Raw genomic sequence first — 25050 nt, 5'->3', positions numbered from 1 at the left:
GGACGGAGGGAACCGCTTGTCCGCGACGGAGGACACGCACGACGACCTGTTCGGGACGGTCGTCGATGCGGAGTGCCGGCACCCGGTCTGGATCCGAGGGCTCCTCGTCGAGCCGGACGGGTCGGCTCGGTACTCGGACTTCTTCGTCGTGCGGGACGCGGAGTCGGTCGCCGTCACCGGGTGACCGGTCCCTCGTGCGCCCCGGTCGTCAGTCCCCCGGCGGCCGGGGCGCATCTCGGTGTCGGTGCGTCGCGCGGGTGCACGTCCCGTCCCATAGCGGCCGACCTGGGATGACGTTCCGCGCGTAGGAGGCCAGAAGGAACGGCCTCCGACGCGCGGTACGGCCTCCCACCCGCGGTACGACCTCCGACGCGCGGTACGGCCTCCCACCCGCGGTACGGCCTCCGACGCGCGGTACGGCGTCCTCCGCGCGGTCCGGCCTCCTCCGCGCGGGAGCGCCCGCGCCTCAGTACACGTCGCGCACGTACCGCTTCGCCCGTCGGAGGTCCGCCAGGTACGCCTGCGCGTCGTCCTCGTCCCGCCCGCGGCCGGTGCGGATGACCTGCAGGAGCGCCGCCTCGACGTCCTTCGCCATGCGCGATGCGTCGCCGCACACGTACACGTGCGCCCCCTCCTCGAGCCAGGCGTACAGCTCCGCGGACCGTTCGAGCATCCGGGTCTGCACGTAGACCTTCTCGGCCTGGTCGCGCGAGAACGCCAGGTCGAGGCGGTCGAGCACGCCCTGCTCCTGCATGCCCGTCAGCTCGTCCTCGTACACGAAGTCCGTGTCGCGGTGCTGGTCGCCGAAGAACAGCCAGTTCCGGCCGGTCGCGCCGGAGGCCGCGCGCTCGTGCAGGAACCCACGGAACGGAGCGATGCCCGTCCCCGGCCCGATCATGACCATCGGGGCGTCCTGGTCGGCAGGCACCCCGAACGCCGCGTTCGGCTGCAGGTACACGTCGACCGTGCCGTCGGGCGCCACCCGGTCGGCGAGGAACGTCGACGCCACGCCCGCGTGCATCCGGTGCGGGTCGCCGTACCGGACGGACGCCACGGTCAGGTGGATCCGGGAGGGGTGCGCGAGCGGACTCGACGAGATCGAGTACTGCCGCGCCTGCAGCGGACGGAGGTTCGGCAGCAGCTCGTCGAGGCCCGGTGCGGCGGGGCCGGCGTCGCGCAGCAGGTCGATCACGTCACGACCCCAGAGCCAGCGGTCGAGCTCGTGCTTGTCGCCGTGCGCGACGACCGCGGCCAGCTCGCTCGACGGGGCGCGCTGCACGAGGTCGGCGACGAGGTCCTTCGACGGCGTGCGGATCTCGCGGTCGACCCGGAGCACCTCGGCCACCGGTCGCCCGTCGAACTCCTCGGATCCGTCGGCGCCCACCTGCTCGAGCAGCTCGGCGACGAAGACCTCGTCGTTCCGCGGCACGACGGCCAGTGCGTCACCGGCGGTGTACTCGATGCCGGAGTCGCCGAGGTCGAACTCGTAGTGCCGGATCTCCTTCGCGCTGCGCGGCGACGAGAGCAGTCGGTTCTCGACGAGGCGCGACGCGTACGGCGTGCGCTTGTTCCACTGCGCGCCCGGTCGGGAGGCACGGCCCGCGCCCGTCCCGCCGGCCCCGGCACCACCCGTGGTCGCGCTGGAACCGGTGGTCGCGCCGCCACCGCCGGTCGCGCCGGCCTCTGCCGCCAGCCGGTCGAGGACTGCATCGGTCCACAGGGCGGCAGGGTCCTCGAAGTCGACGTCGCAGTCGACGCGATCGTGGATCCTGGTCGCGCCGAGCTGCTCGAAGCGGGTGTCGAGCAGCTTGCCGGCCTGGCAGAACTCGTCGTAGCTCGTGTCCCCGAGCCCGAGGACCGCGTACTGCAGCCCCTCGAGCCGGGGGACCGTGGCCGCCTGGATGGCGTCCCAGAACAGGCCGGCGTTGTCGGGCATCTCGCCCTCGCCGTACGTCGAGGTGACCACGAGCACGTGCGACATCGCGGCCAGCTGCTCGGTTGTCACGGCGTCGAGCGGGGTGGCACGCCCACCGAGCCCGCGCGCCACCGCGCCGGCGACGAGCTCGTCGGCGAGGAACTCCGCGTTGCCCGTCTGCGTGCCGAAGAGCACGTCGATCGTCGTCGTCGGCGCGGGTGCCGCCGACCGCTTGCCGGCGGCCGCGATGCCCGCGATGAAGCCGGCGAGCCAGGACTCCTGCGCGGCGGAGAACGGGGCGTCGACCGGGATCAGCGAGCCCGTCGGGGGCAGGGTGCTCACGCGGTCACCGCCTCGGTCGGAGCCTGCGGTGCACGCATGGCGATGTCCTCGAGCGCGGCGGTCGCGAGCAGTTCGTCGAAGCGGGCTCGACGGACGCGGCCGTCGTTCTTGGCGTTCTGGTGCATGATCCACCCGGTGGTGCTCGGCGCGTCCATGCTGCGGTTGTTCCGCTGCGTGAGCGCGCGCTTGTGGTCGTCGAGGCGCTTGACGGCGACGAGGGTCGCGAGCTCGTCGTCGGCGAACCGGTCGAGCGTGCCCCGCAGGTACTTCACCACGCGCTGCTGCACCGCGAAGTCCTCGGTGAGCACGAGGTTCCGCACGGCCTCGCTGACCCGGGGGTCCTGCGGGCCGAGGGCGCCGGGGACCCGCTCGAGTGCGACGTCCTGCGCGACGCCGAGCACCGTGTACGACGACAGCAGCGAGAACATGTCCTCGCCCTGGTCGCCGAGTGCGGGCGCACGGCCGTCGAGCACGGTCCGCTGGTCGCGGTAGGCGACCTTGAACGACCGGATGCGGTCCGTGGCCGTCGAGGTCGCGAGCTCGTCGAGCAGCTCGTTCCTGGTCGCCGCGGCGAGGATCTCGTCGGCGTCCTGCGCCAGCAGGAGCGCACGTGGCATCCCGACGTACACGTGCTCGCGGGTGGTCTCCCACTCGGCGAGCAAGCGCTCGGCCAAGGCCGATCCGGTGGCCTCGAGGTGCCACTCGAGCAGCAGCCGGGCGGACGCCTCGTGGAAGGCGCCGCGCTCGGTGTCGGTCACGGGGAACACGAGCAGCGAGTCCGTACTCGCACGCTCGGTCACCGCACCGGACGGGTCGTACTGGTACAGGAAACCGCCGGACATGCCGTTGCCGAGCCCCTTGCCGAAGGCGCCGAGGTTGAGCACCGTGCCGCCGGTCATGTACTCGCAACCGAAGTCGCCGAGGCCCTCAACGACCGCGGTGGCCCCGGAGTTGCGGACGGCGAACCGGTCGCCGGCCTCGCCCTCGACGAACGTCCGCCCGCCGGTCGCACCGAACAGCGCGAAGTTGCCGACCAGGACGTTGCCGCCCCGCTCGCCGCTGCCGCCGCCGGGTGCCCGGACGACGATCCGCCCGCCGCTCTGGCTCTTGCCGACACCGTCGTTCGCGGTGCCGGTGTGCTCGAGCGTGATGCCGTCGTTCGTGAAGACGCCGTACGACTGCCCGGCCGACCCGTGGGTGCTGACCGTCACGGCGCCGTCGACGAGCCGCCGCCGACCACGGTCGTCGGTGGCGATCGCCGGGTGCGACGACAGGTCGACGTCCCGCAGCTCGTGGTTGAGCAGCCGCTCGACGTCGATGCCGAGCTGGCCGCCGACGGACTTGTCCGCGTTGCCGAGCAGCAGGCCGTCGACGTGCAGCGAGTGGTCGTGCCCGTCGACCAGGGCGGCGCGGACGAGCTCGATGAGGCTGTCGTCGGTGCGGTAGTCCTTCTCCAGGTACTCCGGGTCGGTGACGACCTTCTCGGGCACCTGCGCGAGCAGGTTCCGCACGTCGAGTCGACCGACGGACGCCGGGTGGTCGAGGAGCTGGAGCAGGTCGGTGCGCCCGCGGGCCTCGCGCAGCGAGTGGAGCCCGAGGCGCGCGAGGATCTGCCGGACGTCGTGCGCGATGTTGAGCAGGTACTGCGCGAGCGCACGGGGGTCGCCCTCGAACGCCTCGGCGTTCGTGGTGAGGCCGGCCGGGCACTTCACGTTGCAGTTCTTCGCCATGACGCAGCCGAGCATCATGAGGGCCGTCGTGCCGAACTCGAACGAGTCCCCGCCGAGCAGCGCACTCGTGACGACGTCCGAGCCGGTCTGGTGCGCGCCGGAGCAGCGCAGCGTGACCTTCTGGCGCAGGCCGTTCGCGACGAGGGCCTGGTGCACCTCGGCCACGCCGATCTCCGCCGAGCGGCCCGCGTACTTGAGGCTCGTGACCGCCGCGGCGCCCGTGCCGCCGGTGTTGCCCGCGACGTTGATGACGTCCGCGCCGGCCTTCGCGACGCCCACCGCGATCGTGCCGATGCCCTCGGAGGACACCAGCTTCACGACCACCCGGACGCGGGCGGCCTTGCAGTCGTGGATGAGCTGCGCGAGGTCTTCGATGGAGTACGTGTCGTGGTGGGGCGGCGGCGAGATGAGCTCGACGCCGGGCGTCCCACCGCGGGCCGCGGCGATGTCCACCGTGACCTTCGGGGCGGGGAGCTGCCCGCCCTCGCCGGGCTTGGCGCCCTGCCCGATCTTGATCTCGAGCTCTTCGAGCATGGGGTCGGCGAGGTAGCCCGCCCAGATGCCGAACCGGCCCGAGGCGAACTGCTTGATGCGCGAACCGCGGATGGTGCCGTAGCGGGAGTGGTGCTCGCCGCCCTCGCCCGAGTTCGACATGCCGCCCACCATGTTCGTGCCGTGTGCGACGGCCTCGTGCGCCGTGGCGACGAGGGCGCCGTGGCTCATGGCCCCGGACGCCAGCGTGCGCGTGATCTCGTGCGCGGGCTGGACGGTCGCGACGTCGACGCTGTCCGGAGCGCTCACGAGCAGTGCGAGCAGGTCCGCGGCGCGGCCGGTGGCGCGGAGCGTCACCCGGTCGTCGGCGACGGCGTCGACGTCGACCTGCCCGGGGTGCAGGAGCGCGACGCCGTCCGCGAGGGCGCGGTGGCGCAGTGCACCCGTGGACCCCGCCGAGGTGAGGCGCAGGTCGAACCGGACCGGGCCTCCCGGCTGCTCGTCGTCGCCCGTCGCCGGACGTGAGCCGGACAGCCCGCGCACCGTGATGCTCGCGTTGCCGGTGGTCGAGAAGCGGCCGAGCTCGCGGGCGAAGTCCTCAGCCGTGTCGATGCCGGTGACGTCGGCGGGCAGGGCGAGCACGTCGCGCAGGGCGGCGGGACGGCGGGAGCGCTCGTCGTGCGTGGTCTGCAGGAACGTGACGTAGCCCGGGGTGATCCGGTGGGCGTCGATCTCGGCGTCGCTGAGCCGGTCGTAGCCGGTGTTCCGGTACGCGGTGTCGGAGATGCCGAAGGCGTCGTCGAGCTGCCCGAGCGTGAGCAGGCGCAGGGCGTCCGAGTCGCCGGAACGCTCGAAGGCCGGGCGCTCCTCGGTCATGCCGCCGAAGCCGCGGACGCTGGCGACGCCGAACGAGTGCCCCGCGCCGTCGGACCGTTCCTTGAACAGGCCCAGCAGGGGGATCTGTCCCTCGGTCGCCACGGACCGGGCGCGCTCGTGCCACTCCGTCGCGGCCTGGGCGATGCGGGCGAAGCCCACGCCGCCGACCGGGGCGTCCATGTGCGGGAAGACCCGGGCGAACAGGTCGTCCCCGGTGTCGAGGTAGTTCGGCTCGAAGAACTCGCCGCCGATGTAGCTCTCCGCGGTGCACAGACCCACGCGGCCCATCGTCTTCGCCAGAGCCTTCTCGGCGGCCTTGCGGAAGCGCTCGAGCGCGGCGTCGGTCTCGGTGAGCTCGCCCGCGGGAGCGGGGGCGGCGGGGTACTTCTCCTCCGCACGGAGCCGGGCGGACAAGCTGTACACAGCCGAGGCGCCGAAGCCCAGGGCAGTGGCCACGTGGTGTGACGATGGCAGCTGACCGGACTCGGCGACCACGGACACCCGCAGGCGCAGACCGGTCTCGATGAGTCGCTGGTTGACGGCGGCGACGGCGAGGATCACGGGGAGGGGCGCGTGCGTCGACGACACCGAGCGGTCGGTCAGGACCGCGATCCCGCCCTGACGCTCGGCGAAGGCCACGACGGCCTCGGCGAGTCGCTCGGTCGCGGTGCGCACCGCCTCGGCGTTCGCCTGCTCGTCGCCGACGACCGGCACGTAGAGCATGTCGAAGCGCTCGAGCGGCACGATCGTCTGGTCACGCAGGCGGACCATGTCCAGGTGCCCGAGCACGGGGGAGTCCACGACGATCTGGCGGCTCGTGCTGCCGGTGCCGTCCGGCTTGGCCCCGAGGGCGACGCGCATCGACATGCCGTCGGCCTCGCGGATCGAGTCGAGCGGTGGGTTCGTCACCTGGGCGAAGCGTTGCGAGAAGTACTTCGCCATGCCGCCCTCGGTGTCGCTCAACGCGTTGACGGCGTTGCCGTAGCCCATCGCCGAGATCCGCTCGGACCCGTTGGCGAGCATCGGATCGAGCATGAACCGGAAGCTCTCCTGGTTCAGCGAGTACGCGACGTAGCGGCCCGCGAGCGACAGGTCGCCGTCGTAGCCGAGGGTGCTCGTGCCGCGGTCGTAGTCGGGCGCGGGCAGGTCGTCGAGGTGCACGCGGGCGGCGTCGAGCAGGGTCGCGTAGTCCCGACGAGCAGCGAGCATCCGGAGGACGTCGTCGGTGCGCATCACCGTGCCGGTGCGGTGGTCGACGACGAGCATGCCGCCGGCCTCGATGCGGCCGCGGTGCACGACCTCGTCGGCGGGGAACGTGACCTGACCGGCCTCGGACGCCACCATCAGGTACTCGGCGGTCTGCACGGTGCGCAGCGGGCGCAGGCCCAGGCGGTCGAGCCGGGCACCCACGACGTCGCCGTCGCTGAAGATCACCGCGGCGGGCCCGTCGTTCTTCTCCTCGTACAGCGAGAAGTACTCGAGCATGTCCCGGACGTCCGGGGTGAGCGTGCGGTCGTTCTCCCACGCCGGGGGCATGAGCGAGACCACGGCCTCGACGATCTCGAGCCCGTCGTCGAACACGCGGCTCTGCAGCGTCTGGTCGAGCCGGCTCGAGTCCGACTGCCCCGGGGGCCGCACGATGCTGCGGGTCCGGGCGGCCGCGAGCGCCTCGTCCGACAGCCGGTTCTTCCGGTCCGTGTTGAGCTCGCCGTTGTGCGCCATCAGGCGGAACGGCTGCGCCATCGTCGGGTGCGGCTCGGTGTTCGTCGAGAAGCGGGTGTGGAAGTAGAGCGTGCGGACGGAGTGCCGCGGGTCCCGCAGGTCGGTGAAGTAGCCGATCACCTCGCCCGAGTTCAGGCGGCCCTTGAGGATCTGCGTCCGTGCACTGAGCGACAGCGGGTACAGGGCGGCGTGCTCGGCGTGCTGCTCGGCGGCCTGCGCGTACGAGACGGCCTCGACGGCGAGCAGGGCACGGTTCGCGGCCGCGTCGACGTCCGTGCGGGACCAGTCCGAGGGCGCCCGGAAGACCCACTGCACGATCGGCAGCTGGTACTGCTCGGCCTCGGGGCGGGCGACGGAGTGGTCCACCGGCACGTCGCGCACGAGCAGGAGCTCGAAGCCCTCGTGCGCGATCGCCGCGGTCACGGTCTGTTCCGCGGCGGCGCGGTCGTCGGCGTCGGTCGGCACGAAGCAGTTCGCGACGCCGAAGTGGCCGGCGACCAGCGGCTCGCCGGTGATCGCGCTGAAGAACTCCACGGACAGGTCGATGCTCACGCCCGCGCCGTCGCCGACGCCCTCTGCCGACTTGCCGCCGCGGTGGGGGATCGCGCAGAGCGCTTCGTCACCGCGGACGATGACGTCGTGGCTCGGGGTGCCGTCGAGTCGGGTGATGAAGCCGACGCCGCAGTCGCTCGACTCGTGGGCAGGGTCGTACAGACCGAAGGGAGAGGTGTTCACGTGCGGGTCCAGTGGGGGCTCAGCCGGCAGCGGACGGCCAGGGCTGCATCGGTGGAGCGCTCGCCGCGGGCGGACCGGTGGTGGCGGTCGTGGCCCTGTGTGGGGGTGGTGCGGTGAGCCGATGCTACGGGTTGGTATACCGCCGGTGCAACAGACCGGCCGGACGGGAGGCGCGTGGCGGCCGGACCCCGCGCCTCCCGTCCGGTGCAGGGCCGGTTCCGGTGCCGATCGCGGCTCCGCTCCTGGTTCCGCGCGACGCAACGTCAGCGGCTGCTCGCAGCGGTCCTCCGATGCGAGCAGCCGCCCACGGTGCGTTTCGTGGAACGGGCAGGTCCGGACGGTCAGCCCGCCCGTTCCTCGAGCACCGGACGCTCGTCGGCGGTCGCGGGCGCGGCCGCGAGGGACGTCACCGGCCGGACGAGCACGGGACGCCGCCGGGTGCGGAACACCCACGCCTTGAAGAGGACGAAGCGCACCAGGGTCGCGACCAGGTTCGCGCCGGTGAGCACCAGGACCTCGGCGCCGTGCGACGCCCCGGGCGCGGTGGTGTGCAGCAGGACGAGCGACCCGGCGGTGATCGCCCAGGCCATGCCGAACACGACGAGTCCCTGCACGTGGTGGACGCCGGCCCCGGCACGTCCGCGGACCCCGAAGGTGAAGCGGCGGTTGAGTGCGGTGTTGCCGATCGCGGTGATCAGGAGCGCGAGGAAGTCCGCCGTCTGCGCACCGATCGCGGGCCGGAACAGCGCGTAGAGCAGTGCGAAGGCGACCGTGGACAGCACGCCGATGGCCCCGAACCGCAGGAGCTGTCCCACGATCCCCACGTGCGGTGTCGCGAAGGGCTGCCGGCCGATGGCGTCGTACACGGGGGCGATCGGGATGCGTCCGGTCGCCAGACCGCGGGAGACGCGCCACATGCCCTTGAGGTCCTCGGCCGCGGTCGACGCGATGTGCACGGAGGAGTCCACGTCGTCGACCCAGTCGACCGGGACCTCGTGGACGCGCAGCCCCGCGTGCTCGGCCAGCACCAGGAGCTCCGTGTCGAAGAACCAGGCGTCGTCCTCGCACAGGGGCAGCAGGTGGTCCGCAGCCTGCCGGGTGATCGCCTTGAACCCGCACTGGGCGTCGGAGAACGAGACGCCCATCGTGCTGCGGAGCAGCAGGTTGTACGAGCGGGAGATGAACTCGCGCTTGCCGCCGCGCACGACCCGGGAGGACCCCGCGAGCCGCGTGCCGATCGCCACGTCGGAGTGGCCGGAGAGCAGCGGGGCCACGAGCGGTTCGAGCGCCGCCAGGTCGGTCGACAGGTCCTCGTCCACGTAGACGAGCACGGCGGCCGGTGACGCTGCCCAGACCGCCTTGAGCGCACGCCCTCGGCCCTTGAGCGGCAGGTGGACGGCGTGCACCTCGGGCAGCATCGCAGCGAGGTCGTCCGCGATGCGCGCGGTGTCGTCGGTCGAGGCGTTGTCGGCGATCGTGATGCGCCAGCTGTGCTGCAAGGACGTCCGGCAGAAGTGGTGCAGACGCCGGACGTGGGCGGCGAGTGTGCCCTGCTCGTTGTGGCAGGGCACGACGATGTCGATGTCGAGCGCGGTGCTGCTGTCGGGGGAGTTGGCTGCTTCCGTCATGCCGCCCAGGCTCGGCAGCGCGCCGATGTGGACCGCAGCAGCACCCTGTGGCGCCCCTAAGAAGCGGTCGGACGACTCAGCCGGTGACGCCGAGCACGATCTGCACGATCGCGACGATGGCGAGCGCGGCGATCGGCACCCCGGCGATCCACAACCCCGCCCGCGTCTGCGTCCGCCGGATCGTCGGCACCGCGTGCGAGGTCTGCGCGAACCGCGTCGCCGCGACGAGCTCGGGGGCGGCGGCAGGCGGCTCGGGTTCGGGCTGGGGTCGGTCGTCCTCGAACGCCGGGACCTCGACGACCAGGTCCTCGGGTCGGGCGCGCTCCGGCAGACGTGCGAACCGCTGGTCCGTCCTCCGCGGGTCACCGTGTCGCACGTCGCTGTGTCGCTGGTCCATCGCGTTCCCCTTCCGCCGGTGCCCGCAGCGTACTCGTGTACCGGGAGCGTCAGGCGTCGGATCGGATGCCGACCTCCGGCAGGTCCACCGTGAACGCGGTCCGCCCCGGCTCCGACAAGACCCGGACCGTGCCGTCGTGCGCGGCCACGACCGCCCGGACGATCGCCAGTCCGAGGCCGCTCGTCCCGTGCTCCCGCGAGCGCGACGACGAGCCCCGGGTGAAGCGCTCGAACAGCACCGGCAGGACCTCGGCGTCGATCGGGGGTCCGTCGTTCGCCACGACCAGTCGTGCAGAGCCGCCGCCGACCCCGTCGCCCGGCACGTGCTGCAGCGACACGACGACGGTGGTCCCCGCCGGGGAGTGCGTCCGCGCGTTCACGAGCAGGTTCGTGACGGCACGTCGCAGCTGTCCCGGGTCACCGGACACGGTCAACGGGTGGTCGTCGGCGACCTGCAGCACCCACCGGTGGTCGGGTGCGGTGGCTCGTTGGTCCATCGCGGCCTCGACGACCGTGGCGGTCAGGTCCACCGGCTCGCGGACCGGCGCGGGGCCGGCGGCGAGGGCCACCGCGTCGAGCCGCGCGAGCAGCAGGAGCTCCTCGACCAGGTCGCCCATCCGCACCGCCTCACGCCCGATGCGCTCGGCGTTCCGGTGCAGCGCGGTGACGTCCTGCGAGGCGGAGGACAGCTCGGCGTACGCCCGGACGGTCGCGATCGGCGTGCGCAGCTCGTGCGAAGCGTCGGCGACGAACGTGCGCATCCCGCGTTCGGCGTCGCGTCGGACGGTCAACGCCCGGCCGACGTGGCCGAGCAGCCGGTTGAGCGCGGCGCCGACCTGTCCGACCTCGCGGCTGACCACGAGGTCGGACGGCGGCACCCGTGCGGCGATGTCGGCGTCACCGCGTTCGAGGTCGAGCGCGGTGACGCTCGACGCGACGGAGGCGACCCGCTCGAGCGGACGTAGCGACCGTCGGACCGCCAGGGTCAGCGCCCAGGCCGCGACGAGGAACGCGAGCAGCGTGGTGCTCCCGATGACGGCGACGAGCCGGACGACCGACGCGCGCAGGTCCCCGAGGGGCAACGCGGTCACGAAGACGTCGCCGTCGCGGGTGACCGCCTGCGCCCGGTACGCCCCGAGCGACCCCAGCGAGACCGTCGAGGGATCCGCGTCCGGTTCGACGTCCGCGAGCACGGACCGCTGCGCTCGGCTGAGACCGTGCTGCTCGCCCGCGCCGTCCGTGTACCCGGCGAGCACGGTGTCCCCGTCGCGCAGGATGGCCACGACGGTGTCGGCGGCCTGCCCGGGTGCTCCGATGAACCGGTTGTCCGGGTCCTGCTGGTCCCCGGTCGACCCCGGCGGCGGCCCGGACGGCGGCTGTCCACCCGGGGTCCGGCCGGCCGCGGTCGCCAGCTCCGCGTCGAGCCGTCCGACCAGGTACTCGCGGTACGCGATCACGGTCACCGCCCCGACGACGACGTTCGTCGCGACGAGCAGCAGTGCCACGGCCGCGACGATCCGCGCCCGCAGCGACGGGGTGCGGACCGGTCGGGAGGCGCGCCCCACCCGGTCAGGGCGGCTCACGTCGTCGGCCGCAGCACGTACCCGGCACCCCGGACCGTCTGCAGCATCGGCTCGCGTCCGGCGTCGAGCTTCCGCCGCAGGTACGACACGTACATGTCGACCAGGTTCGACGACGTGCCGAAGTCCATGCCCCACACGCTCGCCAGGATCTGCTCGCGGGACAGCACCCGGTTCGCGTTCCGGGCGAGGTGGCGGAGGAGTTCGTACTCGGTCGGGGTGAGCTCGATCGACTCGCCGTCGCGCAGCACCGAGCGGTCCTCCTCGTCGAGCCGGAGGTCGCCGACGACGACCGCGGACGACCCCGGTGCCGCGACCACCTGGCGTGCGGTCCGGGCCAGGATGCGGGCGCGGACGAGCAGCTCGTCGATGCCGAAGGGCTTCGTCAGGTAGTCGTCGCCACCGCCGGTGAGCCCGGCGAGCCGGTCCTCGGGGGCGTCCCGCGCGGTGAGGAACAGCACCCGCACCGGGTCGCGGGCGTCCCGGAGGCGCTCGAGCACCTCGAAGCCGTCGATGTCCGGCAGCATGACGTCGAGCACGACCACGTCCGGCAGGAAGTCCCGCGCCGCGAAGAGCACGTCCCGCCCCCGGTGCACCGCCCGCACGGCCCAGCCGTCGCCCTCGAACGCGAGGGCGACGGCATCGGCCAGGGCGTGCTCGTCGTCGACGACGAGGACACGGACGGGGCTGCCGTCGGTGCGCCGGAGTGGTCGGTCCGCCATGCTCCGGAGCCTAGCCATCGTCGCGTCCTCGTCGTCGGTCACGTCGAGGCCGTCACTTCGTCGCGCTCAGGTCGTAGACGGTCTGGCCGCCGACGGTCGTGGCCTCGTAGTTCGCGGCCACCCACTCCTGGATGGCGCTCGCGGTGGAGGACCCACCGCCCATCCCACCGCCGTCGGAGCCCGACGACACGTAGTACCCGACGTCGCCGGCCGCGACCCAGGCCTGGAACTCGGCCAGGGTCGGGGCGGGGTCGCTCGACCAACCGCCGATGGCCATCACGGCGGTGTCGGTGTCGAGCTCGAGCTGCGCGGCCGACTGCGAGCCGTTGACCGCGGCCGACCACTTCGCGTCCGACGCGGCGAGCAGCTTCGTCAGTGCGGACGACGTCGACACGCCGCCAGCGCCCATCCCCCCGCCGGTCGGGGCGCCGTCCTCGGAGGTCGCGTCGCCGGAGCCGGAGCCGGAACCGGAGCCGTCCGGCATCGTCGGCATCTCGCCCGTCACCCCCTCCGGAGCCGAGCCCGTCGGCGGCTGGCCGCCGCTGCCCGGGCCCTGCTGGGTCCCGTCGACCCCGTCCTGGGAACCGTCGGCCGACCCGCCGGGGCCTCCCGTGCCTCCCGGCCGTCCACCGCCGGGGAAGCCGGCACCGCCCGTCATGCCGGAGCTGCTGCCCGCCGGACCGACGCTCGGGATGGACCCGGAGTGCGCGACGGTCGTCGTGGCGAGCGCGTAGGCCGTGGTGCCGGTCAGCCCGAACAGGGCGCCGGCGAGGACGCCGACGGTGACGGCCTTCCGGAGGGTGGGGACGCTGCCGACGACGATCGCCGCGGCGGCCAGGAGCCCACCGGCGAGCACCACCCAGCGCAGCCACGGCAGCCACGTCGGGTTCTCGTTCAGCAGGCACCAGCTCCAGTACGCGGTTCCACCGACCATGGCCGCGAGGCCGAGGCGACCGGTGACCCGCTCCCGAGCGTGCCAGAGCAGCGCGCCGCCCGTGCCGACCAGGCCGGCGATCGCCGGGGCGAGGGCGACCGTGTAGTAGGGGTGGATCGTGCCGGACATGAACGAGAAGACGAGTCCGGTGACGATCAGCCAGCCGCCCCAGAGCACCAGGCCGGCGCGGGCGGGGTCCGCCAGGTGCCGACGGCCGACGACCACCAGACCGAGCACGAGTGCGATGAGCGCGGCGGGCAGGAGCCAGGAGATCTCGAGGCCCATCTCGGACGAGAACAGCCGGTCCAGGCCCGTGGCACCACCGAAGGAGCCGCCCGCAGTGCCACCGCCCATGCCGCCGCCGCCACCGTTGCCGGAGCCGCCGAAGATCCGGCCGAGACCGTTGTAGCCGAACACCAGGTCGAGGACCGTGTCGTCCGTCGACCCGCCGATGTAGGGGCGCGAGTCCGCGGGCCAGAGCCACACGGCGACGACCCACCACCCGGCGGAGACGACCAGTGCCACCGCGGCGATGCCGAGACCGATCGCGCGCCGGCCCCAGGTCGTGCGCGCCGCGAACAGGTACACGAGGCCGAACGCCGGCAGGACGAGCAGGCCCTGGAGCATCTTCGTCAGGAACGCGAAGCCGAGGGCGACACCGGCGAGGGCGATCCACCGCCAGCTGCCCCTCGGGAGCGCTCGGACGGTGCAGTACGCGCCCGCCGTCATGAGCAGGACGAGGAGCGCGTCCGGGTTGTCGAAGCGGAACATCAGCGCGGCTGCCGGGGTCGCCGCGACGACGAAGCCCGCGAGCAGTGCCCCGACGTTCGGGGTCGTCGTACCGAGCCGTCCGAGCGTGCGTCGGACCGTGCCCCACACGAGCGCGACCGAGGCCACGGCCATGAGCGCCTGGGGGAGCAGCAGGCTGAAGGACGAGAAACCGAGCAGTCGAGCCGAGAGGACCATCACCCACAACGAGGCCGGGGGCTTGTCGACGGTGATGAAGTTCGACGAGTCCAGCGAGCCGAAGAAGAACGCCTCCCAGGACTTCGTGCCGGCCTGCACTGCGGCGGCGTAGAAGCTGTTCGCGTACCCGGAGGTGGTGAGGTCCCACAGGTACACGACGGCGGTGACGACGAGGAGCGCCCAGAAGGCCGGGCGGAGCCAGCGGGCGTCCTCGCGCTCGCCGAGGAACAGACGGACGGGGGCCGGGCGGCGCATCGGCGCCCCCGGGTGCGCTCGGTCGTGACGGTCGGTCACGGGGATCGGGTACGTGGTCATGGCAGCGAGCATCGCCGTGCCGAGTCAGCCGTCCCGATGTGCTGCCTTGGGGCTTCCTAAGACCCCGCGACCTGGTGTCCCCGCCGCGGGTCAGGCGTAGCGACGGGCGGCGCGCAGGGCGTGGTCGGTGTACGAGCCGCCGAACAGGTACACGTGCAGCAGCAGCGGCGCGAGCTGGTGGAGTTCGACGCGCTCCTGCCATCCGTCGGCGAGCCGGGACTCGGCGTCGTACGCGTCGAGCACGGTCTCGAGCCGCGGGAGTCCGAAGAGTGCGAGGAGCGCCAGGTCCGTCTCCGCGTGCCCACCGTGCGGTGTTGCATCGATGAGCACCGCACCGGTCGGTTCCGAGGGGTCCGTCGGCCAGAGGACGTTCCCCGCCCACAGGTCACCGTGGATGCGCGCGGGGGCGTCCCCGACGAGGCGCGGCTGCGGCGAACCGAGCGTGCCGTCCTCGAGGCGGTCGGCCACGCGGTCGAACACGGCGGCCTCGGCGGCGTCGAACCCGCCCCGATCGACGATGCGGCGGACGAAGTCCCGGATGCGGTACTCCGCGAAGAAGGTACCCCAGCCGGCGGGAGCGTCGGCGGCGCTCGTGAAGGGCGTCCGCGAGCGGCCCATCCGCAGGCCGCCACTCGTGGGGAAGCCGGGGGACGGTGCACCCCAGTGCGACGCACCGGCAGCGTGGGTGTGCGCCAGGGAGCGGCCGAAGCGCTCCGCCTGCGGCCGGGACGGGCTGCCGTCGGTGATCCGCTCGAGGTGGAGGACGGTCGGCTGGGGGTGGTCGAGCACGCGGGCGATCCGGGTGCCGCCGGCGTCCTCGGCCTCGGCGAGCCAGGCGAGTCCGGCGGCCTCGGCCGTGGCCTCGTCGGGGTCGCGGAAGGTCTTCACGTGGATGTCGGGCACGTGCTCCATCCTGCCGACGGACCGGCGCGGGCGTTCAGGCTCCGCGACGGGCCGCGTGCACGACCAGGGCGAGCTGCACCCGGTTGTCCACGCCGAACTTCTCGTACACGTGGCCGACGTGGGTCTTGACGGTGGCGAGGCTGACGAACAGGGCGGTGGCGATCTGGGCGTTCGACGCCCCTGCGGCCACCGCGAGTGCGACCTCGGTCTCCCGTTCGGTCAGGGTCGCCAGGAGCGCACGCTCGGTGGCACCGTCGGCGACAGCGGTGGCGACGGGGGCCGTCCCGTGCTCCGCCCCGGTCGAAGCGCCCGCCGCGAAGGCGATGACGCGGTCGAGCACGGAGGGCGAGAGGATCGACCGTCCGGCGGCAACCGTGCGGATCGCCTCGACGAGCCGGTGCGGCGGGGTGTCCTTGAGCAGGAAGCCCCGGGCGCCGCGTTGCAGGGCCCCGAGCACCAGGTCGTCGTCCTGGAACGTGGTCAGCACGAGCACGGCGAGCTCCGGCTGCTTCCGGAGTTCCCGGTCGGTCGCCACCAGGCCGTCGCACCGGGGCATCCGGATGTCCATGAGCACGACGTCGGGCGTCGCCGATGCGATCACGCCCTCGGCCTCGAGTCCGTCGCCCGCCTCACCGACGACCTCGATGCCGTCGTCGCCGCTCAGGAGCAGTCGGAGTCCGGCGCGGACGAGGTGGTCGTCGTCGACGAGGACGACCCGGATCGGTGCGGTCACGCCGTCCACGGGAGCACCACCTCGACCACGTGGGAGCCGTCGGCGTCACGCCCGGCCGAGAAGGTCCCGCCGACCAGACGTGCGCGTTCGGCGAGGCCGCGGAGGCCGTGGCCGCCCGGCCGTGGGGCGTCCGGCCCGGGTGGTCCGGCCGTCGGGTTGCTGACCCGTACCCGGAGGGCAGGGCCGCCGAGGACGTCCACCGCGACGGTCACCGGCTGCCCGGGCGCGTGCCGGCGGGCGTTCGTCAGGGCCTCCTGCACCACCCGGTAGGCGTGGCGGCCCACGGCGTCCGGTGCTCCGGCGCTCGCGTCGTCGACCGTCGCCGTCACGAGGGCACCCGACGCGCGCGCCTCCTGCAGCAGCGCGGGCAGGTCGCGGAGGGTCGGCTGCGGGGGAGCGGTCCCGCCCACGGAGGCGGTGTCGCCGGGCTCTCGGAGCACCCCGAGGACGTCGCGGAGCTCGGTGAGTGCCGAGTGCGCCTCGGCACGGACCACCCCGGCGGCCTCGACGGTCTCGTCCGGGGACAGCGAGCGTCCGCGGTACTCGAGCGCCCCGGCGTGCAGCGCGACGAGGGACAGCCGGTGCCCGAGGACGTCGTGCATCTCGCGCGCGAGGTGCGCCCGCTCCTGCTCGCGGGCGCGGTCCTCGCGGAGCTGTTGGTCCCGCTCGAGCAGGGCGGCCCGTTCACGCAGGGACTGCACGAGGGCGCGCCGCTGGCCGATCGCGACGCCGACGACCACCACCAGCGCGAGGAAGATCACCGAGACGGCGACCGTCTGCCACATCGGCACGTCCCCGCCCGGGAACACGAGCGCGTCGCCGATGAGCCCCGTGACGAGCATCGCGACGGCGCCGACCGCGATCTCCACCGGCCGGCGTCGGGTCGCGAGGGAGACGAGGGCGAGCACCCCCGCCCCGGCCGCGATGGTCGACACCGTGCTCGTGGCGATCACCAGCAGGGTGACGAGCAGCGGGGCTCGGTGCCGGAAGCAGTACAGGACGAGCGCGAGCAGCCCCGCCCCGAGGTCGGCGAGGAGGCCCAGGCCGAGCCGTGCGTCCGACCAGCCGTCGGTGTCGAGCTCCGGCCAGACCACCCCGAACGCGATGAGACCGGCGAACGCCGCCACGACCAGCCGCCACCCCTCGGACCAGATGCGGCGTCCGAGCGACGGGCGGGGCTGGAGCATGGTCGCGGTCATGCCACCGAGCCTAGGAACACGACGGCCCGGCGCGGATCGGCCGAAGGTCGGAGAAGTCGGTGTGCGACGTCACACCGCGTCGACGAGGGCATGCGCCAGCGGGTGCCACGGCCGCGAGCTCGGCCCGCTCAGCACCAGCGTGCGCACGTACCGCGGCTCGACGGGCAGCATCACGAGGTCGTCCGGCAGCATCACCCGTCCGAGCGTCGGGACGATCGACACGCCCTCGCCCCGCTGGATCATCCCGAACATGGTGCTCATCTCCCGCACGCGGTGGGCCCACCGGAACGGCTGTCCGGCGAGCTCGTGCATCCGCTGGATCTGGTGCTCGCACCCGCCGCCGCCGGCGACCAGACCGTCCTCGTGCAGGTCGTCGAGCGTCAGCGCCGCGCTCGTGGCGAGCGGGTGGTCGCGGCGGACCACCGCGCCCATCTCGTCCCGGGCGACGACCACACCCCCGTCGGGTACCGGGGTCGGGTCGACGAGCACGGCGGCGTCCACCGTGCCGCCCTCGAGCCACTCGGGCATCTCGTCGTCGTCGCCCTCGTAGACCTGTACGTCGACGTCCGGGAGCGTCACCGCCCAGAGTTCGCGGAGCCGCGGCAGCAGGCCCTGGCAGACCGTCGGGACGGCCGCGAGACGGACGGTGCCGCGGATCGTGGCGGGCCGCACCACGGCCTCCAGGGCGTCGACCGAGGCGAGCACGCTGCGGGCGTGGGCGAGCATGCGGTCACCGAGCGGAGTGGGGACCGCGGGACCGCCGCGGCGCACGACGGGGCCGCCGACCTCGCGCTCGAGGCCGGCGACGGCGTGCGACACCGCGGACTGACCGACACCGAGGGCCGTCGCCGCCGACGTGAAGGAGCCGGCGTCCACGGTGGCGACGAAGGCGCGGAGCTGCGGGATCGAGAGCGTCATGCGTCTCCTTCATGCTGCCATGCAGTGCAGTCGTTCGACACATGGTCCGGACGTGCTCGATGCTAGCGCTCGTGAACGCCCTCCTCTACGTCCTGGTCGCCCTCACCTGGGGCTCGAGCTTCTTCTTCGCGAAGATCGGCCTCGAGGGCCTCGCCCCCCAGCAGGTGGCCACGGTCCGTACCGTGCTCGGTGCCGTGACGCTCGTCGTCGTGCTGCTCGTCACCCGTCGGCGCTGGCCGCGGGAGCCGCGGGTCTGGGGTCACCTGCTGGTCGTCGCGGTGTTCCTCAACGCCGTCCCCTCCTCGCTGATGGCGTGGGCCGAGCAGACCGTGCCGTCCGGCCTGGCGAGCATCTACAACGCGACGACGCCGATCATGACGCTGCTGGCGCTCGCCGTCCTCGTGCCGTCCGAGCGGCTCAGCCGGCGGCAGCTCGCCGGGATCGGTCTCGGCGTCGTCGGGGTCCTGGTGCTCGTCGGGCCGTGGGACCTGGTGGGCGACCCGGCCGTCGTCGCCACCGTCCCCGGGCAGCTCGCCCTGCTCGGCATGACCGCCTCGTACGGCATCGGGCTCGCGTGGCTCCGTCGCTTCGGTGTCGGCAGCGGGCAGGACCCGACCACCGTCGCGACCGTGCAGCTCACCCTGGCGGCGTTGCTCATGCTGCTGGTCGCGCCCGTCATCGCGACCGGCCCGGTGCAGCTGGACTGGAGGATCGTGGCTGCGATGGTCGCGCTCGGTGCCGTGGGCACGGGGCTGGCCTACGGGTGGAACACGCGGTTGGTCGGTGCGTGGGGAGCCGGGCGGGCATCCACCGTGACGTACCTGACGCCGGTCGTCGGTGTGGCGCTCGGGGTGCTCGTGCTCGGGGAACCGCTGCGGTGGAACGAGCCCGTCGGCGGGCTCGTGGTGCTGCTCGGCATCGCATTGGCGTCCGGGCTGCTCCGCGGCCGGCGACGGGAGGCCGTGCGGGCCGCTGCCGCCTGACACCCGCTCGGACTCGGGGCCGGGTCGCCGCCGTGTGACGACAGTGGGGCGGTCGTGGCTGGGCGATACCGGTGGTGCCGCCTGCGTGGGCTGCCCGTTCCTTCCCATCACAGTCCCGATGGAAGGCGGTTCCGGGCGTACCTGGTCGTCCCGGACGACCCGGAATGCCCGGAACCGCCGGGTAGGCCCGGAACGGTCCGGCATGCTCGCGGGGGCACGGAGCGGGCCGGTCCGCTCCCGCGCAGCAGCCGGTCCGTACGCTCGCGGTGTGAGCGACACCCGCACGCCCTCGATCGTCCGCCTGCTGGCGGCGTCCTCCCACCCGGGGCCGACCGTCACGGTGACGGTGCTCGCCGCGGTGCTCGCCGCGGCGGTCGGGCACCCCTGGTGGCTCGTCGTACTCGTGGCGCTCGCCGTGGTCGCCGGGCAGCTGTCGATCGGGCTCGCGAACGACTGGATCGACGCCGACCGCGACCGCGCCGTCGGGCGGAGCGACAAGCCCGTCGCCCGTGGCCTGATCGCCGTCACCACGGTCCGGACCGCGGCCTTCGTGACGGCCGGGGTCGCCGTCCTCCTGTCGATCGCCCTCGGGCCGGTCGCCGCGGTGGCGCACGTGGTGCTGGTCGCAGCGGGATGGGCGTACGACGTCGGGCTGAAGCGGACGGTGTGGTCCGTCGTGCCCTTCGTCGTGGCCTTCGGCCTGCTGCCGGTCGTCGCCGTCGCCGCCGGTGACGGTGCGTGGCCGACGTGGTGGGCGATCGCGACGGGTGCCGTCTTCGGCGTCGCGATCCACTGCACGAACGTGCTGCCGGACCTGCTCGACGACGAGGCGACCGGTGTACGGGGCTTCCCGCACCGACTGGGAATCCGCGGCGCGGGCACGCTCGCGTTCGGCGCGCTCGTCGTCGCAGCCGGACTCGTGCTCGGCGGGCAGCTCGGCGGCCCGTCGGGTGGCGGTGCGCCGACCGGCGGGCCGGTGGTGCTCGGCGTGGTGCTGGCGGTCGTCGGCGCGCTCGTGGTCGTCGTGCTCGCCGCGATCGGCGTCCGGTTGGTGTTCACGGGGCGTCCGACGCGTGCGCTCTTCCGGCTCGTGATCGCCTCGTCGCTGGTGCTCGTCGTCGAGCTCGGTGCGGCCGGCGCGCAGCTCGTCGCCTGAGCTGGTCTCCCGGACGCGGGCTGCCCCGGCTCAGGCCCACCGCATGGCGTACACGCCTGCCAGCCCGTCGGCGGTGGGCAGCGCGAGGACGGTCCGGAGCAGCGCCTCCCGGCCGACCGACCCGAGCGCACCCGTCGGCCGTCCGAGTGCCATGTTCAGCTCGGCCTGCCGGGCCGCTCGTCGTGCCGCGGCCTGCCGACCCGCGGCGTACCGCGGCCAGGGCCCGGGCGCGCCGGACACCACCGCGTCGGCGAGCAGCGGGGCGAGCGCCGCCGCGTCGAGCCACCCGAGGTTCATGCCCTGCCCGCCGATCGGGCTGATCTCGTGCGCGGCGTCCCCGACCAGCACGACCCGACCGATCCCGACACGCGCGGCCTCGCGGCGCCGCACGCGGAACCCGCTCGTCATGGTGCAGGTCGCGGGGTCCGGTCGTGCTCCGGTGCGCTCGGCGACGATCGCGGCGAGGCGCGCGGCAGACCGGGGATCCGGGGTGCCGCCGGCGGCCGCCGGGGCGACGTCGTCCGGCACCAGGGCGACGTAGCGCCGCCGGCCGTGGGGGAGCGGGAACGACTCCACGACACCGAAGGGACCGACGTCGACGAGCGCCGACGACCGGGCGTGCGCGGCCTCGGGATCGGCGAAGTCGCCCATCACGTACCGGTCGCGGTAGTCCCGGCCGGTGCTGCCGACGCCGAGCAGGTCGCGGACGGCGCTCCGTGCACCGTCCGCACCGACGACGAACCCGGCCCGGACCGCGACGGGCTCACCCGTCGGTCCCGTGCCGTGCGCCACCACGCGACCGGGACGGCGGTCGAGCCCGGTCAGCGTGGTCCCGGTCCGCAGCACTCCCGGGGCGAGCCGGTCGCGCAGCAGTGACTCGGTGCGGTGTTGGTCGAGCGTCGCGACGTACGGGTGCGAGCGCGAGGCGCGGTCGAACGACAACGACCCGAGCACCCGGCCGCGGCTCCGCGCGACACCGGTGCGCACGAGGACGGCCTCGGCGAGGACCGCCGTGTCGAGGTCGATCTCGGCGAAGGCGTCGAGCGACGGCGGGTGGATGCCGATCGCGCGGGAGCCGGCGGGAGCCGCGTCGCGGCGTTCCCAGACGGCGACGTCGATCCCTCGTGCCCCGAGGAGCGCGGCCGCGAACAGGCCGACGGGGCCACCGCCGACGACGAGGACGTCGACGCGCTCCGTGGTCACGCAGGCGAGCCTACGGACCCGTCACCGCGCACCGTTCAGGAGCACCGTCGGACGGGAGGCGCGGGGCGGGCCCGCCACGGGCCTCCCGTCCGTCAGGTGGTGACGTGGTCGCGCGCGGCCCGGTCCGCGGCGACCAGGCGGCGCGCCTCGCGGAAGCGCTTCTGCGCCTTCTCGACGGGGACCTCCACGGCGTACGCGGCACCGACCGCCACGATGACGGCGACCGCGATCATGAGCACCTTGCCCCACGGTCCGACGGCGAACGGATCGAGCAGCGCGATGACGAGCGGGTGCCAGAGGTACGCGGCGTACGACACACGACGGCCGAACCACGAGACGGGCGACCAAGCGAGCGCGACCGAGAGCGGCGAACGGACCGACACGAGGCCGCCGATGAGCACCGCGGAGACCACACCGGTCAGGGGCAGGACGACGCTGAAGGTCCAGGCGTGCTGTGCCCAGTCGTCGCCGATCCAGAGCATGATGCCGGCGAGCAGGACGATGCCGGCCCAGGTCGCCACGTGCCCGGCGACCCCGGCGGCCCAGCTGCGGACGCGCTCGTCGTCGAGCAGGAGTGCGAGCAGGCATCCGGTCGCGAGCGGGACGACACCGAGCACCGGCGAGAAGTACACGTCGGGCGTCGCACCGCTGTTCGGCTTCGCGTAGACCAGGCCGGCGACGACCGAGCACGCGACGATCACCGTGCCGAGCCCGGCGATCAACCAGCGGCGCCGCGAGCGGGCGACGAACAGGAGGACCAGGACGGGCGGCCAGACCAGGTAGAACTGCTCCTCCATCGAGAGCGACCAGGTGTGGGCGAACACGCCCTGGGTGGTGTCCCAGAAGGAGCGGAAGAGGTTGCCCGTGTAGGTCAGCGCGATGAACGCCGCCTCGCCGGGGCTGAACGAGGCCCCCTTGTAGTCGCCGACCCAGTTCCACAGGATCAGCCCGACCACGACGAGTGCGACGAGCGCGGGGTAGAGCCGCAGCAGACGCTTGAGCCAGAAGGTGCCGAGCCGGATCCGCCCGGTCTTCCGGTGCTCGCCGAGGAGCAGCGTCGTGATGAGGAAGCCGGACAGGGCGAAGAAGACCGTGACGCCGACGAAACCGCCCGTGAAGTGCGGCACGTGCAGGTGGTACAGGATCACCATGGAGATGGCGATCGTGCGCAGGCCGTCGAGGGCCGGTGCGCGGCGGCTCAGCGGCGGCGGCGGCGTCGCGCGGGCAGCACGGGTCCCGCGACCGACCGGTGCGCTCCGGTCGACCGCGAGGGCGTGCTCTGGCGCGAGGGTGTTCGTCGCCACGGTGCCTCCCTGCGAGGATCGTTCCAACGGATGACGACGAGCTTGCCCTGTCCGGGTAAGAGGACGCTCAACATCCAGGGTGCACGACCCGGGGCAGTGCGTCGAGTCGCTCGTGCACGATCGCCGCGGGATCGCGTCCCCAGGTGCCACGAGCCGCTGCGCGGACCCTCAGCAGTGCGGCGCTACTCGGCCTTCTGCATCTGCCACGGCTCGGGCTCGCGGTCGCCGTTCGGGCGCACGGGCCGGACGTCGCCGACGATCGGGATCGAGCGCTTCCGCATGAACCACATGTAGCGGACGAAGAAGTGCGACAGCGTCGACAGCCGGTTGCCGTTGCCGAGCAGCGACGCGATGTGCACCGCGACCCACGCCAGCCAGGCGACCGGTCCGACCATCGTGATGCCGCCGCGCAGCTGGGCGACCGCGGCGTTCGTGCCGATCGTCGCCATCGTGCCCTTGTCGAAGTACTTGAAGTGCTCGGTGGGCTTGCCGTCGAGCAGCCGCTCGATCTGCCGCGCGACGTGCTTGCCGCCCTGCAGCGCCGGCTGCGCGAGCTGGGCGAGGGCGTCGTCCTGCGCGGCGATGTCGCCGGCGGAGAAGATCCGCTCGACGCCCTTCACGCTGAGGTCGTCGTTCACCTGGATGCGACCGCCGTGCGTCTGCGGCAGCCCCCAGCCGGCGACTTCCTTGTGTGCGGCCACCCCGGTCGCCCAGATCACCTGCGATGCGGGGATGAACTCGCCGGACGCGGTGACGACGCCGTCGGGCTTGACCTCGGCGACGCCGGTGTTCAGCCGGAGCTCGACGCCGCGCTTCCGCAGGATCTTCGCCGCGTACCGGCGGAGTCGCGGGGCGAAGGGCTTGAGCAGCTCGCCGCTGCGGTGCACGAGCGTGATCGAGATGTTGCCGCGCTCGATCTCCGGGTAGGCGCCGACGAGTGCCTGGTCGCGCAGTTCGGCGAGGGCGCCGGCCATCTCGACACCGGTCGCACCGCCGCCGACGATGACCACGCGGATCTCGTCCGGGCCCTGCTGCGCCGCGGCCTGCTCGAGGCGGGTGAACAGCTCGTCGCGGATGCGGAGCGCCTGCGAGCGGGAGTACATCGAGTACGCGTACTCGTAGGCTCCGGGCGTGCCGAAGTAGCTGGTGTTGACGCCGTTGGCCAGGATCAGCCAGTCGTAGTGCAGGTGCTCACCGTCGGACATCTCGGCGATCCGGTGCTCGGTGTCGATGCCGGTGAGCAGTCCGTGCCGGAAGTCGGCGTTCGACTGCTTCGCCCGCAGGCTGCGCAGGAAGTACGTCACGTCGCCGGCGTTGAGACCACCGGTGGCGACCTGGTACATGAGCGGCTGGAACATGTTGTAGACGTGGCGGTCGACGAGCGTCACCCGGACCGGTGCGTCGGCGAGCTCGCGCATGGCCGCGATCCCCGCGAAGCCACCCCCGACGATGACGACGTGCGGGCGGGTGTCCTCGGACATGGTGTTCTCCAGGGTGGTGCGGTCGACGGCCACCCAGAAGGGTACGCCGCTCCGGACCCTGATCCGTCCACCTGCCCGTCCCGCTGCCGATGGAGCGGTCCCGCTGCCCCGGACAGGAGGCCCGTCCTGCCTCCGTCAGCCGGCGAACGGCGCGTAGGTGCTCAACACGTTGCCCTTGCTGGTCACCACGCTCTTCACCAGGCGCAGACGGGTGGGCGGGTCGGTCGGCTCGAACAGCTTCCGCCCGGCTCCGGCGATCGCCGGGTGCACCATGAGCTGCAGCTCGTCGAGGAGTCCGGCGAACAGCAGGTGGCGCACGAGCGTGACGCTGCCGGTGACCGCGATGTCACCGCCGTCGCCGGCCCTGAGGGCGCGCACGAAGTCGTCGACGTCGCCCTGGATCCGGTGGGCGTTCTGCCACGTCAGGTCGTCACCGAGGGTGGTCGAGGCGACGTGCTTCTCGATCGGGTTGATCCACTGCCCGAACGGGTCGTCCGGGTGGGCGGGCCACCACTCGGACCACTCCAGGTAGCTCTGCTTGCCGAGCAGCACCGTCTCGGTCCGCGCCATCCATGCCGTCATCGCGGTGCCGAGCTCGGCGTCGAACGAGTCGTACTGGTACTTGTACGGATCCTGCACGACGCCGTCGACCGACGCGAAGAGGCCCGAGGTCACCTTGCGCATGCTGCGGAGCATAGGGCCGCGTGCGTCCGGCGTCGAGGGGCAACCTGCGGCGCCGCCGCCCCGCGTGCCGGTGCGCGCGGCGCGGTCGACGCCCCAGGCTGACCCTGCGACGCGGACCGCCGGGTACGTTCGC

The 25050-nt window shown here is 73.2% G+C and carries 18 protein-coding genes; 3 read left to right on the top strand and 15 right to left on the bottom strand.

What is annotated here, in order from left to right; genetic code table 11:
- The first annotated feature begins 16 nt into the window (after positions 1-16).
- Positions 17-184, top strand: coding sequence for a hypothetical protein (locus tag DEJ22_RS12735; protein ID WP_181430898.1), 168 nt, complete (start codon positions 17-19; stop codon positions 182-184).
- Between the two features lie 282 nt (positions 185-466).
- Here the strand turns inward: DEJ22_RS12735 and DEJ22_RS12730 are convergent, their stop codons facing one another.
- The 11 genes from DEJ22_RS12730 to DEJ22_RS12680 all read right to left on the bottom strand — a co-directional run bounded on the left by DEJ22_RS12730 (position 467) and on the right by DEJ22_RS12680 (position 18106).
- Positions 467-2257: a sulfite reductase subunit alpha gene (locus tag DEJ22_RS12730; protein WP_181430900.1), complete on the bottom strand. Its 1791-nt coding sequence runs from the start codon at positions 2255-2257 to the stop codon at positions 467-469.
- Entirely contained in the window at positions 2254-7812 is a 5559-nt protein-coding gene (locus DEJ22_RS12725; protein ID WP_111227667.1) for a glutamate synthase-related protein, read from the bottom strand. The genes DEJ22_RS12730 and DEJ22_RS12725 overlap by 4 nt, the downstream gene beginning before the upstream one ends.
- 341 nt (positions 7813-8153) lie before the next feature.
- On the bottom strand, positions 8154-9440 hold the full coding sequence (locus DEJ22_RS12720) for a glycosyltransferase (RefSeq protein ID WP_111227668.1): 1287 nt from the start codon (positions 9438-9440) through the stop codon (positions 8154-8156).
- A 76-nt stretch (positions 9441-9516) separates the two neighbouring features.
- Positions 9517-9837, bottom strand: coding sequence for a hypothetical protein (locus DEJ22_RS12715; protein WP_111227669.1), 321 nt, complete (start codon positions 9835-9837; stop codon positions 9517-9519).
- Between the two features lie 49 nt (positions 9838-9886).
- Positions 9887-11419 carry a sensor histidine kinase gene (locus DEJ22_RS12710; RefSeq protein ID WP_111227670.1) on the bottom strand — a complete coding sequence of 511 codons (1533 nt, stop codon included), beginning with the start codon at positions 11417-11419 and terminating at the stop codon, positions 9887-9889.
- Entirely contained in the window at positions 11416-12138 is a 723-nt protein-coding gene (locus DEJ22_RS12705; protein ID WP_111227757.1) for a response regulator transcription factor, read from the bottom strand. Before DEJ22_RS12705 ends, DEJ22_RS12710 begins: the two co-directional genes overlap by 4 nt.
- 52 nt (positions 12139-12190) lie before the next feature.
- Positions 12191-14353 (bottom strand): ArnT family glycosyltransferase, encoded by a 2163-nt coding sequence (locus tag DEJ22_RS12700; protein WP_258379664.1) that lies wholly within the window; start codon positions 14351-14353, stop codon positions 12191-12193.
- A 90-nt stretch (positions 14354-14443) separates the two neighbouring features.
- Positions 14444-15256, bottom strand: a complete 813-nt coding sequence (locus tag DEJ22_RS12695; RefSeq protein ID WP_258379665.1) for a fructosamine kinase family protein — start codon at positions 15254-15256, stop codon at positions 14444-14446.
- A 34-nt stretch (positions 15257-15290) separates the two neighbouring features.
- Positions 15291-15998: a response regulator transcription factor gene (locus DEJ22_RS12690; protein ID WP_111227673.1), complete on the bottom strand. Its 708-nt coding sequence runs from the start codon at positions 15996-15998 to the stop codon at positions 15291-15293.
- The gene (locus DEJ22_RS12685; protein WP_258379666.1) at positions 15986-17188 is read right to left on the bottom strand and encodes a sensor histidine kinase; all 1203 of its coding nucleotides are present in this window, start codon (positions 17186-17188) and stop codon (positions 15986-15988) included. Before DEJ22_RS12685 ends, DEJ22_RS12690 begins: the two co-directional genes overlap by 13 nt.
- A gap of 69 nt (positions 17189-17257) precedes the next feature.
- Positions 17258-18106 carry a LysR family transcriptional regulator gene (locus DEJ22_RS12680; RefSeq protein ID WP_111227674.1) on the bottom strand — a complete coding sequence of 283 codons (849 nt, stop codon included), beginning with the start codon at positions 18104-18106 and terminating at the stop codon, positions 17258-17260.
- A gap of 71 nt (positions 18107-18177) precedes the next feature.
- Between DEJ22_RS12680 and DEJ22_RS12675 the strand changes: the two genes are divergently transcribed.
- On the top strand, positions 18178-19089 hold the full coding sequence (locus DEJ22_RS12675; protein ID WP_111227675.1) for a DMT family transporter: 912 nt from the start codon (positions 18178-18180) through the stop codon (positions 19087-19089).
- A gap of 268 nt (positions 19090-19357) precedes the next feature.
- On the top strand, positions 19358-20245 hold the full coding sequence (locus DEJ22_RS12670; protein ID WP_258379667.1) for a UbiA family prenyltransferase: 888 nt from the start codon (positions 19358-19360) through the stop codon (positions 20243-20245).
- A gap of 30 nt (positions 20246-20275) precedes the next feature.
- Here DEJ22_RS12670 and DEJ22_RS12665 read toward each other — a convergent pair whose 3' ends face one another.
- The 4 genes from DEJ22_RS12665 to DEJ22_RS12650 all read right to left on the bottom strand — a co-directional run bounded on the left by DEJ22_RS12665 (position 20276) and on the right by DEJ22_RS12650 (position 24917).
- Positions 20276-21448 (bottom strand): FAD-dependent oxidoreductase, encoded by a 1173-nt coding sequence (locus DEJ22_RS12665; RefSeq protein ID WP_111227677.1) that lies wholly within the window; start codon positions 21446-21448, stop codon positions 20276-20278.
- Between the two features lie 92 nt (positions 21449-21540).
- Positions 21541-22752, bottom strand: a complete 1212-nt coding sequence (locus DEJ22_RS12660; RefSeq protein WP_111227678.1) for an acyltransferase family protein — start codon at positions 22750-22752, stop codon at positions 21541-21543.
- A 182-nt stretch (positions 22753-22934) separates the two neighbouring features.
- Complete coding sequence (locus DEJ22_RS12655; RefSeq protein ID WP_111227759.1) at positions 22935-24233, bottom strand: NAD(P)/FAD-dependent oxidoreductase; 1299 nt, start codon at positions 24231-24233, stop codon at positions 22935-22937.
- A gap of 135 nt (positions 24234-24368) precedes the next feature.
- Entirely contained in the window at positions 24369-24917 is a 549-nt protein-coding gene (locus tag DEJ22_RS12650; RefSeq protein ID WP_111227679.1) for a dihydrofolate reductase family protein, read from the bottom strand.
- Positions 24918-25050: the final 133 nt, after the last annotated feature.

Source organism: Curtobacterium sp. MCSS17_007, assembly GCF_003234175.2.
Lineage (GTDB): Bacteria > Actinomycetota > Actinomycetes > Actinomycetales > Microbacteriaceae > Curtobacterium.
This window is presented reverse-complemented; position numbering and strand designations above follow the sequence as displayed.

What these genes read in the sequence shown, in the direction of transcription:
- DEJ22_RS12705 (WP_111227757.1), bottom strand. Translation starts at nt 12,138, where the DNA reads ATGGCGGACCGACCACTCCGGCGCACCGACGGCAGCCCCGTCCGTGTC.
- DEJ22_RS12720 (WP_111227668.1), bottom strand. Translation starts at nt 9,440, where the DNA reads ATGACGGAAGCAGCCAACTCCCCCGACAGCAGCACCGCGCTCGACATC.
- DEJ22_RS12680 (WP_111227674.1), bottom strand. Translation starts at nt 18,106, where the DNA reads ATGACGCTCTCGATCCCGCAGCTCCGCGCCTTCGTCGCCACCGTGGAC.
- DEJ22_RS12655 (WP_111227759.1), bottom strand. Translation starts at nt 24,233, where the DNA reads ATGTCCGAGGACACCCGCCCGCACGTCGTCATCGTCGGGGGTGGCTTC.
- DEJ22_RS12715 (WP_111227669.1), bottom strand. Translation starts at nt 9,837, where the DNA reads ATGGACCAGCGACACAGCGACGTGCGACACGGTGACCCGCGGAGGACG.
- DEJ22_RS12650 (WP_111227679.1), bottom strand. Translation starts at nt 24,917, where the DNA reads ATGCGCAAGGTGACCTCGGGCCTCTTCGCGTCGGTCGACGGCGTCGTG.
- DEJ22_RS12685 (WP_258379666.1), bottom strand. Translation starts at nt 17,188, where the DNA reads ATGACCGCGACCATGCTCCAGCCCCGCCCGTCGCTCGGACGCCGCATC.
- DEJ22_RS12700 (WP_258379664.1), bottom strand. Translation starts at nt 14,353, where the DNA reads ATGACCACGTACCCGATCCCCGTGACCGACCGTCACGACCGAGCGCAC.